We start from the raw sequence: 11,687 nt of genomic DNA, 5'->3' as shown, positions 1-11,687 counted from the left end.
GGAGGTGGAACTGCCGCTCATCTGCTGCTGCCTGTTCAGGATTTGCTGGAGAAACGATAGCCGGTTCCGCGCACTGTCTGCACCAGATGTTCATGGGCCTTGCCCAGCGCGATGCGCAGGCGGCGGATATGCACGTCCACCGTGCGCTCCTCGACATAGACATTGCCGCCCCAGACCTGGTCGAGCAACTGGCCGCGGGTGTAGGCGCGCTCCTGGTGGGTCATGAAGAACTGCAGCAGGCGGTATTCGGTGGGGCCGATCTCGGCCGGCTGGCCGCCGATGCTCACCCGGTGGCTGACCGGATCGAGCTGCAGGCCGTCGAGTTCCAGCAGTGCTTCGCTGTCGGCGGGGCCGGCGCGGCGCAGCACCGCCTTGAGGCGGGCGACCAGTTCGCGCGGCGAGAACGGCTTGGTGATGTAGTCGTCGGCGCCGACTTCCAGGCCCTGGATCTTGTTGTCCTCTTCGCCCTTGGCGGTGAGCATGATGATCGGGATGTCCGCCGTCAGTTCGTCGCGCTTGAGCCGGCGCGCCAGTTCGATGCCGGTGCTGCCGGGCAGCATCCAGTCGAGCAGCAGCAGGTCGGGATGGCGGTCGACGATGATCGCCAGGGCTTCCTGGCTGTTGCCGGCCTCCAGGCATTCGTAGCCGGCCATTTCCAGGGCCACCGCGATCATTTCGCGGATCGGCGCTTCGTCGTCAACGATGAGGATTGTCTTGCCAGTCATGCACAGCCTCGAAATTTCGCCGCTTGGGGTGTCGATGGCATTAGATAACGCAATTATTGCAGTGATGTGACAGCGGCGGCGAGCGACAGGAGCCTGCCGCGCTACCCGGCACCCGGTCCGGCATCGGCAAAGGCGCAGGGCGCCGCCGCCCAGCCTACGGGCGCAGGGCGTAGTCGGCGACGATGCCGGCAAAGATCGCCAGCCCGGCCCAGTGGTTGTGCAGGAAGGCCCGGAAGCAGGCCTCGGGTTTGCGGCTGCGGGTGCTGTGGAACTCCCAGGCAAAGCAGGCGGCGGCAACCAGCAGGCCGAGGTGGTAGCAGAGGCCCAGCTCGAAGCGCTGGCCGGCCAGCAGCAGGCACAGCAGGGCCATGCCCTGGAGGATGGCGATGATCGCGCGGTCGGCGTCGCCGAACAGGATGGCGGTGGATTTCACCCCGAGCTTGAGGTCGTCGGCGCGGTCGGTCATCGCGTAGTAGGTGTCGTAGGCCACGGTCCACAGCAGGTTGGCGCAGTACAGCAGCCACAGGTCGGCCGGCAGGCTGCCGGTCTCGGCGCTGAAGGCCATCGGCATGCCCCAGGAGAAGGCCGCGCCGAGCACCACCTGCGGGTAGTAGGTGTAGCGCTTCATGAACGGGTAGCAGGCGGCCAGGGCCACGCCGCCGAAGGACAGCCAGACGGTGCCGGCATTGGTCAGCAGCACCAGGCCGAAGCTCAGGACACAGAGCCCGGCGAACAGCAGCAGTGCCTCGCGCGGGCTGATCCGGCCGCTGGCCAGCGGGCGCTGGCGGGTGCGGCTGACGTGGCCGTCGATCTTGCGGTCGGCGAAGTCGTTGATCACGCAGCCGGCCGAGCGCATCAGGATCACGCCGAGGACGAAGATCAGCAGGTTGCCCAGGCTCGGCTGGCCCTTGCCGGCAATCCACAGCGCCCACAGCGTGGGCCAGAGCAGCAGGTAGATGCCGATCGGCTTGTCCAGGCGCATCAGCTGGACGAAGTCCAGGGCGCGCGGGTGCAGGCGATTCAGGGAAAGCAGCAGCTTCTGGTACATGCACGGTCTCCACAGCGGTGCGTGGTGAATTATAGAGGGGGCACGGCCTGCGGTTGTGCGGCGGCGAGCCACAGCGCCGGCAGGAACACCTCGGCCACCAGCACCGCCAGTTCGCCGCGGCGAAAGCACGAACGCCGCGCCCACAGCTGTTCGCTGCGCACTTCGGCCGGCAGCCAGGCGGCCGGGTAGCGCGTGACCTGCAACTCGCCGCGCTGGAAGGCGCGGTCGCTGAACAGCAGTTCACCGAGCGAGCGGCTGCCGAGCTGATCGAGCGCCAGGCCGGAGCCTTCCAGCGCGCTGCGCGCCGCCACGCTGCGGGCGAACACCCAGGGCTGGCCGTTGCCGCGCAGGAACACTTCGCGCACCCAGCCTTGCGCCTGGGCCGGCACGCCGAGCGCGCGCGTCTCGTCCAGGCGCAGGGTCTGCCAGCCTTCCTGCAGCGGGGTCACGCTGAAACCATTGACGCTCAGCGCAGTCAAACGACGGGTCAGCGAGTCCTGATCGAACAGCCAGTCGCGCTCTGCGACGGCGGGAAGCGGGTGCAGCTGGGCGGCATTGCGCCAGTGCGGCGGATGGGCAAGGACGGTGTGGGGCACGGTGGCGGGCTTGTTGGCGGAACAGGCGACGAGCTTAACATGCCGGTCCCCGCCATACGGCACTTGCATGCAGGCGGGATGACCAGTAAAACGCCTGCCGTGCCCCCGGTTTTGCCAACAGCTGGCCCCGGGTATTCCAGGGCAGCATCCGGGTTGCTCCATGCGGTAGGGACATGCCGCGATTATCGAGGTAGTGGTTGATGAAGAAGTGGCAATGTGTGGTCTGCGGACTGATTTATGACGAAAGCCTGGGCTGGCCGGACGAGGGCATCGCCCCGGGCACCCGCTGGGAAGACGTGCCGGCCGACTGGCTGTGCCCGGACTGCGGCGTGAGCAAGACCGACTTCGAAATGATCGGCATCAACTGATCCGCTGCGGGAGCATCCGATGAGCGCACCACTGGTAATAGTCGGCACCGGCCTGGCGGGTTACAACCTGGCCCGCGAGTGGCGCAAGCTGGACAGCAGCACCCCGCTGCTGCTGATCACCGCCGATGACGGGCGCTCCTATTCCAAGCCGATGCTGTCTACCGGTTTCGGCAAGCAGAAGGATGCCGACGGGCTGGCCATGGCGCAGGCCGGGGCCATGGCCGAGCAGCTGAATGCCGAGGTGCGCACGCATACGCGGGTCACGGGGATCGATCCGGGGCACCAGCGCCTGTGGATCGGCGAGGAAGCCGTGCCTTACCGCGACCTGGTGCTGGCCTGGGGCGCGGAGCCGATTCGCGTACCGGTGGCCGGCGATGCGCCGGAGCTGATCCTGCCGGTCAATGATCTGGAAGACTATGCGCGCTTTCGCCAGGCCGCCGCCGGCAAGCGGCGCGTGCTGGTGCTGGGCGCCGGCTTGATCGGTTGCGAGTTTGCCAATGACCTCAGCGCTGGCGGCTACCAGGTCGAGCTGGTGGCGCCTTGCGAGCAGGTAATGCCCGGCCTGCTGCCGGCCGAAGCCGCGGCGGCGGTACAGGCCGGGCTGGAAAGCCTCGGCGTGCGCTTCCACCTCGGGCCGGTGCTGAACAGCCTCGAGCACGCCGCCGAGGGCTTGCTGGCCGAACTCTCCGATGGCACCCGGGTGCCTTGCGACCTGGTGCTGTCCGCGGTCGGCCTGCGCCCGCGCACGGCGCTGGCGGAACAGGCCGGGCTGGCCTGCGGCCGCGGGATTGCCGTCGACCGCCTGCTGCAAAGCTCGCATGCCAACATCTACGCGCTGGGCGATTGCGCCGAAGTCGACGGCCTCAACCTGCTCTATGTGCTGCCGCTGATGAACTGTGCGCGGGCCCTGGCCCAGACCCTCGCCGGCAACCCGACCCGGGTAGGCTACGGGCCGATGCCGGTGACCGTGAAGACCCCGGCGTGTCCGCTGGTGGTGTCGCCACCACCGCGTGGCAGCCAGGGCGACTGGCAGGCCGAGGGCAGCGGCAGTGATCTCAAGGTGCTCTGCCGGGGTGCCGATGGCAGCCTGCTCGGCTATGCGCTGACTGGCACGGCCGTGCAGGAAAAGCTCGCGCTGAACAAGCAGTTGCCGGCACTGCTGGCGTGATTGCCGGCAATTCTGTCGGGTAAGTCATAAAATTCACTGGATAATCCGGCCGCCGCGACTGGCGTGGTGGCGGGCGGCGTGCCATTCTCGAAAGCTCTGGAGCCGGCCTGTTCGGGCTCCGGGCAGGCTGCCGCCCGTTGCGGGCGGTACAAGAAAAACAATAATTATGCTCGAGGCACTTATGCGCAAACCGGAACTCGCCGCCGCCATCGCTGACAAGGCCGACCTTACCAAGGAACAGGCCGGTCGTATTCTCAACGTCGTTCTCGATGAAATCACCAACGCCCTGAACCGCAAGGACAGTGTGTCCCTGGTCGGTTTCGGCACCTTTCTGCAACGCCACCGTGGCGCCCGTACCGGACAAAATCCGCAGACTGGCGCTCCGGTGAAGATCAAGGCCAGCAACACCGTGGCCTTCAAGCCCGGCAAATCCCTGAAAGACGCCGTCAACTGAGGCGGCCTGCCCGGGTTCCGCATGGACCCGGGCCTCCCGCACACCTGCCCCATCCTCCCCCGCCTGCCGCTACAATCCGCTGTCCGTTCCGCCCGCCCCGAGGTTGCGTCGATGAAATTCCGTATTCTGCTGTGGCTGCTCGGCCGCCTGATGAGCAAGGCCAGCCGCAGCAATCCGGCTTTCCAGCAGCAGCTGGCCGGCAAGGACCTGACGTTTCAGCTGCACACCCTGGATGGCAAGGTGGCCCGCCATTTCGTGGTCAAGAACCAGCGCATCCGCAGCTGTTCCGGCGCCTGTGCGCAGCCGGCATTTGCCCTGGGGTTCAGGGATGCGGCCTGCGGTTACGCGACCCTGACCGCCAGGGACAAGCAGTCGGCGTTCCTCCGTGGCATCCAGAACCGGGATATCCGCATCAAGGGCAATCCGCTGCTGCTGATCTGGTTCCAGGGGCTGACCCGCCATCTGCTGCCGGTGAAAAAGACCGACTGATCGGGCCCTGGAGTAAGGCGCTGTACTCGTTACGGGTTGAATCCCTCGCTTGTCGCAGGGTGAGCAGGTGGGCGTAGGGTGGACTTCAGCCCACCGCAACGGGTGCAAGACATTGGCGGGCCAAGGCCCGCCCTGCGCGGGGAAAAGCACGTTCAAGCACTAACGCAGAAGCCGGTCACACTTGCCCATATTGCTGGCCATGCCGCAGCCAGCGTTCCAGCAGCGGGCTGACATGCTGCGGCCAGCGCTCGAGCAGGGTCTGCGCGGCGTCGCGCACCGCCGGCAGCAGGGCGGCATCGCGCAGCAGGTCGGCGACCTTGAACTGCAGCAGCCCGGTCTGGCGGGTGCCGAGCATTTCCCCGGGGCCGCGCAGCTCCAGATCCTTCTCGGCGATGACAAAGCCGTCGGTGGTCTCGCGCATGATCGCCAGCCGCTCGCGCCCCAGTTGTGACAGCGGTGCCTGATACAGCAGCACGCAATGGCTGGCGGCGCTGCCGCGTCCGACCCGGCCGCGCAGCTGGTGCAGCTGGGCCAGACCCAGGCGCTCGGGGTTCTCGATGATCATCAGGCTGGCGTTGGGCACGTCGACGCCGACTTCGATCACCGTGGTGGCGACCAGCAGTTGCAACTCGCCGCGCTTGAAGGCGTCCATCACCGCGGCTTTTTCCGCCGGCTTCAGGCGCCCGTGGACCAGGCCCACCTGCACTTCCGGCAAGGCCGCAGCCAGTTCGCTGAACGTGGTTTCGGCGGCCTGGCAGGTCAGTTCCTCGGATTCCTCGATCAGCGTGCACACCCAGTACACCTGGCGCCCCTCGCGACAGGCCGCGCGCACCCGCTCGAGCACCTCGATGCGCCGGCTCTCGCCGATCACCAGGGTATTCACCGGCGTGCGTCCGGGCGGCAGCTCGTCGAGGATCGACGTGTCCAGATCGGCATAGGCGCTCATCGCCAGGGTGCGCGGAATCGGCGTGGCGGTCATGATCAGCTGGTGCGGGCAGAGGCGCCCGGCGATGCCCTTCTGCCGCAGCGCCAGGCGCTGCTGCACGCCGAAGCGGTGCTGCTCGTCGATGATCGCCAGCGCCAGGCGCTGGAACTGCACCTCGTCCTGGAACAGCGCGTGGGTGCCGATCACCATCGGCGTGCCGCCGGCGATCTGCGCCAGGGCCGCGGCGCGCGCCTTGCCCTTGAGCTTGCCGGCCAGCCAGGCGACCTCGATACCCAGCGGCGCCAGCCATTTGCTGAAGGTCAGGTAGTGCTGTTCGGCGAGGATCTCGGTCGGCGCCATCAGCGCCACCTGATAGCCGGCCTCCAGCGCCTGCAGGGCGGCCAGCGCGGCAACCACCGTCTTGCCGGCGCCGACGTCGCCCTGCACCAGGCGCAGCATCGGTTCGTGCTGGCTGAGGTCGTAGGCGATCTCGGCGCCGACCCGCTGCTGGGCGCCGGTTGGTTGAAAGCCGAGGTTCTGCAGGAATTGCTGCGGCAGCCTGCGCGCCAGCGGCAGGCTGGGCGCGCGTTGCGCGCGCACGGCCTGGCGCAGGCGCTGCAGCGACAACTGGTGGGTCAGCAGTTCCTCGAAGGCCAGCCGGCGTTGTGCCCAGTGCTGGCCCTCGGCGAGCTGTTCCAGGTCGGCGCCGGCCGGTGGCCGATGCAGGTAGCGAATGGCTTCATCCAGTGGCCCGAGCTGATAGTCGCGTGCCAGCTCGGCCGGCAACCAGTCCGGCAGGCTGTGCGGGCCGAGGCGCGCCAGTGCCTGCTGGCTGAGCTGGCGCAGGCGCTGCTGGGTCAGGCCTTCGGTGGTCGGGTAGATCGGCGTCAGCGTCTGCTCCACCGCCGGCGCCTCGTCGCCATGCAGGGCGCGGTATTCCGGGTGGTAGATCTCCAGCCCGGAGGCGCCGGGGCGCGCCTCGCCATAGCAGCGCACCCGGGTGCCGCGCTTGAGGGCCTCTTTCTGCGCCTGGCTGAAATGGTAGAAGCGCAGGCTCAACAGGCCGCTGCCGTCCTGCAGGCGCACCAGGAGGCTACGTCTTTTGCCCATGACGATGTCGGCGCCGGCGACCACCCCTTCGATGACGGCATCCTGGCCCGGACGCAGGGCGCCAATCGGCGTCACCCGGGTGCGGTCCTGGTAGCGCAGCGGCAGGTGAAAGAGGATGTCCTGCAGGTTCTCCAGGCCGACGCGGGCGAACTTTTCCGCCAGCGCCGCGCCCACGCCCTTGAGTGCCGTGAGCGGAACCTGTGCCAGTTCAGTCATTTATTTGTGGGCAGGCTGGCTGACGGAGCACAGGCGAATGGAGTCGGCCAGCATCTCGATTGCCTTGGGCCGCGGGAAGCTGGCGCGCCAGGCGATGGCCACGGTGCGAAACGGCACGGGTGCGCTGAGCGGGCGGATTTCCAGGATGCCGGGGGCGTAATGGTGACTGTCGACGGCTGACAGCGGCAGCACGGAAATTCCCAGGCCGGAAGCCACCATATGGCGAATGGTTTCCAGCGAGCTGGATTCGACGGTGGTGTGCTGGTGCCCGCTGCCGCCCTTGCCGGTGGTTGCCGGGCAGGCCTCCAGCACCTGGTCGCGGAAGCAGTGGCCCTCGCCGAGCAACAGCAGGCTCTTGTCATTCAGCAGGGCCGCATCAATGCTGCTCTTCGCGGTCCACGGATGGGCTGCCGGCAGCAGCACGCAGAAGGGTTCGTCGTACAGCGGCTTGGTCAGTACATCAGCTTCCTGAAACGGCAGCGCGATGATGATCGCGTCCAGCTCGCCGTTGCGCAGCTTGTCGCGCAGCACGTGGGTGAAATTTTCCTCGATGTACAGCGGCATCTGCGGTGCCACCTTGTGCAACTGCGGAATCAGGTGCGGGAACAGGTAGGGGCCGATGGTGTAGATGGCGCCGACCTTGAGCGGCGCGGCCAGCTGGTTCTTGCCGCTTTGCGCCAGCTCGCGGATGCCCTGGGCCTGCTCGAGGACCTTCTGTGCCTGGGCGACGATGCTCTCGCCGACCGGGGTCAGGCGCACCGCACTCTTGCTGCGCTCGAAGATCATCACGCCGAGTTCGTCCTCGAGCTTCTTCACCCCGACCGACAGGGTCGGCTGGCTGACATGGCAGCGCTCGGCGGCATGGCCGAAATGCTGTTCCTGGGCGAGGGTGACGATGTAGCGCAGTTCGGTGAGAGTCATAGCGAATTTCCATCAGGGATGGCTGAAGCATAGTCGCTACTCTGCGCCGAACCAATAGGCGGCCGGTGCTATCGCATGGCCGCCGGCTAACCGGCCGGGTGCTGACCGGCCGCCCGGTCCCGGCTTGGCGCCGCATCAAGCACGGGGTAGGCTGCTGGCTTTGCTCGCGGAGAATACCAATGGCGGTTGCCCCTTCATTGCTGATTGCCGGTTGCGGCGATGTCGGTTGCCGGCTGGCCAGGCGCCTGCTGGCGCAGGGCTGGAGCGTGCATGGCCTGCGCCGCACGGTAGCCGCACTGCCGGCGGGCGTCCGGCCGGTGGCGGCCGACCTGGAGTGCGCGGAGCGTCCGGCCGCCTGGCCGAGCGGCGCGCTGGACTACCTGGTGTACTGCGCGGCGGCCAGCGAGAGCAGCGAAGCGGGTTACCGTGCCGCCTATGTCGAGGGCTTGCGCCATGTGCTCGGCTGGCTGCGCCAGTGCCGGCAGTCGCCGCGCCGGGTGCTGTTCGTTTCCAGCACCAGTGTGTACGGCCAGCAGAATGGCGAATGGGTGGACGAACAGTCTGCCGCCGCGCCTGACGGCTATTCCGGGCGCATCCTGCTGGAGGCCGAGCAGTTGCTGCTCGGCAGCGAGTGGCCGGCCAGCGTGGTGCGCCTCAGCGGGATTTACGGGCCGGGCCGCAGCTGGTTGCTCAACCAGGTGCGCCAGGGCTATCGCGTCGCCAGTGAACCGCCGCTGTATGGCAACCGCATCCATGCCGAGGATGCCGCCGGCCTGCTGGCGTTCCTGCTGCAGGCCGCCCAGCGCGGGCAGGCGCTGGAGGACCTCTATATCGGTGTCGACGACTGCCCGGCGCCGCTGCATGAAGTGGTGGCCTGGCTGCGCGAGCGCCTCGGGGTCACCGGCTGGGCGGCTGCGGCCAGCGTGCGCCGTGCCGGCAGCAAACGTTGCAGCAATGCCCGTGCCCGGGCGCTGGGCTGGGCGCCGCAGTATGCCGACTATCGGCAGGGCTATGCGGCGCTGCTGGCAGCCGGTCAGGAGCCTGCCGGACTTAACCGATAACCAGAATCGCGTCCATTTCCACGGCTGCGCCGCGCGGCAGGGCCGCCACACCGATCGCCGCCCGCGCCGGATAGGGCTGCTGGAAATAGCGGCCCATCACTTCGTTGACCTTGGCGAAGTGGCTGAGGTCGGTGAGGAAGATGTTCAGCTTGACGATGTCCTTGAACGAGCCGCCGGCGGCTTCGGCGACGGCCTTGAGGTTCTCGAACACCTGCACGGTCTGCGCCTCGAAGCCCTCGACCAGCTCCATGGTCTGCGGATCCAGCGGGATCTGCCCGGACAGGTACACCGTGTTGCCGGCCTTGATCGCTTGCGAGTAGGTGCCGATGGCGGCAGGTGCCTTGTCGCTGCTGATGACAGTCTTGCTCATGAAATGCTCCTGAGGCTGTGGGGTGGATGGAGTTCTTCCGGGTAATGCGGATTTTCGGACCGGGTCGGGCGTTTCAGGCCCGCACGCGGGTGATGCGGGTCACTCCCTTGAGCGCGCGCAGGCGCTTGATCACACGGGCCAGGTGCACGCGGTCATGCACGCTGACCACCAGTTGCACCACGCTGATCCGCCCGTCGCGCTCGTCCAGGCTGACTTTTTCGATATTGCCGTCGGCAGCATTCACGGTGGCCGCCAGCAGGGCGATCAGGCCGCGCTGGTGCTCCAGTTCGATGCGCAGCTCGACATTGAATTCGCCGACCACGTCCTTGGCCCAGGACAGGGCGATGCATTTGTCCGGGTTGTTGCGCAATTCGCTGATGTTCTTGCAGCTGTCCAGGTGCACGACCATGCCCTTGCCAGCCGACAGGTAGCCGACGATCGGATCGCCGGGGATCGGCGTGCAGCACTTGGCGTAGTTGAGTACCAGGCCTTCGGTGCCGCGAATCGCCAGTGGCGCCTCGCTGAGCGCCGGGCCGGCGCCGACACTGCCGTTGGCCAGCAGGCGGCGGGCGATCACGTAGGCCATGCGGTTGCCCAGGCCGATGTCTTCCAGCAGGTCATCCAGTTCCGCCAGCTTGTACTCGCCGAGAACCAGTTTCAGGCGTTCGCCGGGGAGCTGGTCGAGGCGGCTGTCCTGTTCGGCCAGCGCCTTGTTCAGCAGGCGTTCGCCGAGGGCCACCGATTCCGAGCGGCGCTGCTGTTTCAGCGAGTGGCGGATGTGCGTGCGTGCCTTGCCGCTGACCACGAAGTTCAGCCAGGCCGGATTCGGGCGGGCGCCGGGCGCAGTGACGATCTCGACGGTTTCCCCGCTCTGCAGCGGTTCGGACAGCGGCGCCAGGCGCCGGTTGATCCGGCAGGCGATGCAGGCGTTGCCCACATCGGTGTGTACCGCATAGGCGAAGTCGACCGCCGTGGAGCCCTTGGGCAGCTCCATGATCCGGCCTTTGGGGGTGAACACGTAGACTTCGTCGGGGAACAGGTCAATTTTTACGTTTTCAATGAACTCCAGCGAATTGCCGGCGCGCTGCTGCAGTTCGAGGATGCCCTTGACCCACTGGCGCGCGCGCGCATGACTGCCCTTGGGCTGCTCTTCCTCGTTGGACTTGTACAGCCAGTGCGCGGCAATCCCGTGATTGGCCAGCTCTTCCATCTCACGGGTGCGGATCTGGATTTCGATCGGTACGCCATGCGCGCCGAACAGGGTGGTGTGCAGCGACTGGTAGCCGTTGGCCTTGGGGATCGCGATGTAGTCCTTGAAGCGTCCGGGGAACGGCTTGTACAGGTTGTGCACGGCGCCGAGCACGCGGTAGCAGGTGTCGACCTTGTCGACGACGATGCGGAAGGCGTAGACGTCCATGATCTCGTTGAACGCCCGGCGCTTGCCGCGCATCTTCTGATAGATGCTGTAGAGGTGTTTTTCGCGGCCGGCCACCTGGCCTTCCATGCCTTCGCGGGCCAGGCAGTGGGTCAGCGACTCCTCGATCTTGTTGACCAGCTCGCGGCGGTTGCCGCGTGCGCGCTTGACCGCGCCGCGGATGCGTTCGGAGCGCATCGGGTACATGGCCTTGAAGCCCAGATCCTCGAATTCCACGTACATGCTGTGCATGCCCAGCCGGTTGGCGATCGGCGCGTAGATTTCCAGGGTTTCCTTGGCGATGCGCCGGCGTTTCTCGCCGGACAGCACTTCGAGGGTGCGCATGTTGTGCAGGCGGTCGCTGAGCTTGACCAGGATCACGCGGATGTCGCGCGCCATGGCCATGGCCATTTTCTGGAAATTCTCCGCCTGGGCCTCGGCCTTGGTCTCGAAGCTCATCTGGTTCAGCTTGCTGACACCGTCGACCAGTTCGGCGATGGTGCTGCCAAACTGGGTGGCCAGGGCTTCCTTGGCAATCCCGGTGTCTTCGATGACATCGTGCAGCATGGCGGCCATCAGGCTCTGATGGTCCATGTGCATGTCGGCGAGGATGCTGGCTACCGCGAGAGGGTGGGTGACGTAGGCCTCGCCGCTGCGGCGCTGCTGGCCATCGTGCGCCTGCTCGGCATAGTAGTAGGCGCGACGGACCAGGTTGACCTGGTCCTTGCTCAGGTAGGTAGAGAGTCGCTCGGCGAGGTTGTCTATGCTAGGCAAGCGGGGTGCTCCTGCCAGGCTGGCGGCCTTGCTCTGCGCGCTCTATCG

The 11,687-nt window shown here is 67.0% G+C and carries 12 protein-coding genes; 5 read left to right on the top strand and 7 right to left on the bottom strand.

Going from position 1 to position 11,687, the window contains the following annotated elements; genetic code table 11:
• Nucleotides 1-35: 35 nt before the first annotated feature.
• From phoB to ISX93_RS01510, 3 genes are all read right to left on the bottom strand, one after another.
• Nucleotides 36-725, bottom strand: a complete 690-nt coding sequence (phoB, locus tag ISX93_RS01520) for a phosphate regulon transcriptional regulator PhoB (protein WP_195776919.1) — start codon at nt 723-725, stop codon at nt 36-38.
• 154 nt (nt 726-879) lie between these two features.
• Nucleotides 880-1,773: a 4-hydroxybenzoate octaprenyltransferase gene (ubiA, locus tag ISX93_RS01515; RefSeq protein ID WP_195776918.1), complete on the bottom strand. Its 894-nt coding sequence runs from the start codon at nt 1,771-1,773 to the stop codon at nt 880-882.
• Nucleotides 1,774-1,802: 29 nt separating this feature from the next.
• Nucleotides 1,803-2,369 carry a chorismate--pyruvate lyase family protein gene (locus tag ISX93_RS01510; protein WP_195776917.1) on the bottom strand — a complete coding sequence of 189 codons (567 nt, stop codon included), beginning with the start codon at nt 2,367-2,369 and terminating at the stop codon, nt 1,803-1,805.
• Between the two features lie 200 nt (nt 2,370-2,569).
• On the opposite strand from ISX93_RS01510, the gene ISX93_RS01505 reads away from it, so the two are divergent.
• From ISX93_RS01505 to ISX93_RS01490, 4 genes are all read left to right on the top strand, one after another.
• A complete protein-coding gene (locus tag ISX93_RS01505; RefSeq protein WP_195776916.1) occupies nt 2,570-2,737 on the top strand; it encodes a rubredoxin in 168 nt (55 codons plus the stop codon).
• A gap of 19 nt (nt 2,738-2,756) precedes the next feature.
• Nucleotides 2,757-3,905, top strand: coding sequence for an NAD(P)/FAD-dependent oxidoreductase (locus ISX93_RS01500; protein WP_195776915.1), 1,149 nt, complete (start codon nt 2,757-2,759; stop codon nt 3,903-3,905).
• Nucleotides 3,906-4,086: 181 nt separating this feature from the next.
• The gene (locus ISX93_RS01495; protein WP_195776914.1) at nt 4,087-4,359 is read left to right on the top strand and encodes an HU family DNA-binding protein; all 273 of its coding nucleotides are present in this window, start codon (nt 4,087-4,089) and stop codon (nt 4,357-4,359) included.
• 111 nt (nt 4,360-4,470) lie between these two features.
• Nucleotides 4,471-4,848, top strand: a complete 378-nt coding sequence (locus ISX93_RS01490) for a helicase (protein WP_195776913.1) — start codon at nt 4,471-4,473, stop codon at nt 4,846-4,848.
• A 175-nt stretch (nt 4,849-5,023) separates the two neighbouring features.
• Here the strand turns inward: ISX93_RS01490 and recG are convergent, their stop codons facing one another.
• Both recG and ISX93_RS01480 read right to left on the bottom strand, forming a co-directional pair.
• Entirely contained in the window at nt 5,024-7,099 is a 2,076-nt protein-coding gene (gene recG, locus ISX93_RS01485; protein WP_195776912.1) for an ATP-dependent DNA helicase RecG, read from the bottom strand.
• Nucleotides 7,100-8,020 (bottom strand): hydrogen peroxide-inducible genes activator, encoded by a 921-nt coding sequence (locus ISX93_RS01480; RefSeq protein ID WP_195776911.1) that lies wholly within the window; start codon nt 8,018-8,020, stop codon nt 7,100-7,102.
• Between the two features lie 179 nt (nt 8,021-8,199).
• On the opposite strand from ISX93_RS01480, the gene ISX93_RS01475 reads away from it, so the two are divergent.
• On the top strand, nt 8,200-9,081 hold the full coding sequence (locus ISX93_RS01475; RefSeq protein ID WP_195776910.1) for an SDR family oxidoreductase: 882 nt from the start codon (nt 8,200-8,202) through the stop codon (nt 9,079-9,081).
• Here the strand turns inward: ISX93_RS01475 and ISX93_RS01470 are convergent.
• On the bottom strand, nt 9,071-9,451 hold the full coding sequence (locus ISX93_RS01470; protein ID WP_195776909.1) for a RidA family protein: 381 nt from the start codon (nt 9,449-9,451) through the stop codon (nt 9,071-9,073). The two genes, ISX93_RS01475 and ISX93_RS01470, sit on opposite strands and share 11 nt — an antisense overlap.
• A gap of 73 nt (nt 9,452-9,524) precedes the next feature.
• A complete protein-coding gene (gene spoT, locus ISX93_RS01465) occupies nt 9,525-11,639 on the bottom strand; it encodes a bifunctional GTP diphosphokinase/guanosine-3',5'-bis pyrophosphate 3'-pyrophosphohydrolase (protein WP_195776908.1) in 2,115 nt (704 codons plus the stop codon).
• Nucleotides 11,640-11,687 lie beyond the last annotated feature (48 nt).

Source organism: Pseudomonas sp. N040 (assembly GCF_015637705.1).
Classification (GTDB): domain Bacteria; phylum Pseudomonadota; class Gammaproteobacteria; order Pseudomonadales; family Pseudomonadaceae; genus Aquipseudomonas.
The sequence above is the reverse complement of the archived record's forward strand: the minus strand, read 5'-3'. Positions and strand labels throughout refer to the sequence as shown.

What these genes read in the sequence shown, in the direction of transcription:
- ISX93_RS01480 (WP_195776911.1), bottom strand. Translation starts at nt 8,020, where the DNA reads ATGACTCTCACCGAACTGCGCTACATCGTCACCCTCGCCCAGGAACAG.
- ISX93_RS01490 (WP_195776913.1), top strand. Translation starts at nt 4,471, where the DNA reads ATGAAATTCCGTATTCTGCTGTGGCTGCTCGGCCGCCTGATGAGCAAG.
- ISX93_RS01505 (WP_195776916.1), top strand. Translation starts at nt 2,570, where the DNA reads ATGAAGAAGTGGCAATGTGTGGTCTGCGGACTGATTTATGACGAAAGC.
- ubiA (WP_195776918.1), bottom strand. Translation starts at nt 1,773, where the DNA reads ATGTACCAGAAGCTGCTGCTTTCCCTGAATCGCCTGCACCCGCGCGCC.
- ISX93_RS01500 (WP_195776915.1), top strand. Translation starts at nt 2,757, where the DNA reads ATGAGCGCACCACTGGTAATAGTCGGCACCGGCCTGGCGGGTTACAAC.
- recG (WP_195776912.1), bottom strand. Translation starts at nt 7,099, where the DNA reads ATGACTGAACTGGCACAGGTTCCGCTCACGGCACTCAAGGGCGTGGGC.
- phoB (WP_195776919.1), bottom strand. Translation starts at nt 725, where the DNA reads ATGACTGGCAAGACAATCCTCATCGTTGACGACGAAGCGCCGATCCGC.
- ISX93_RS01475 (WP_195776910.1), top strand. Translation starts at nt 8,200, where the DNA reads ATGGCGGTTGCCCCTTCATTGCTGATTGCCGGTTGCGGCGATGTCGGT.
- ISX93_RS01495 (WP_195776914.1), top strand. Translation starts at nt 4,087, where the DNA reads ATGCGCAAACCGGAACTCGCCGCCGCCATCGCTGACAAGGCCGACCTT.
- ISX93_RS01470 (WP_195776909.1), bottom strand. Translation starts at nt 9,451, where the DNA reads ATGAGCAAGACTGTCATCAGCAGCGACAAGGCACCTGCCGCCATCGGC.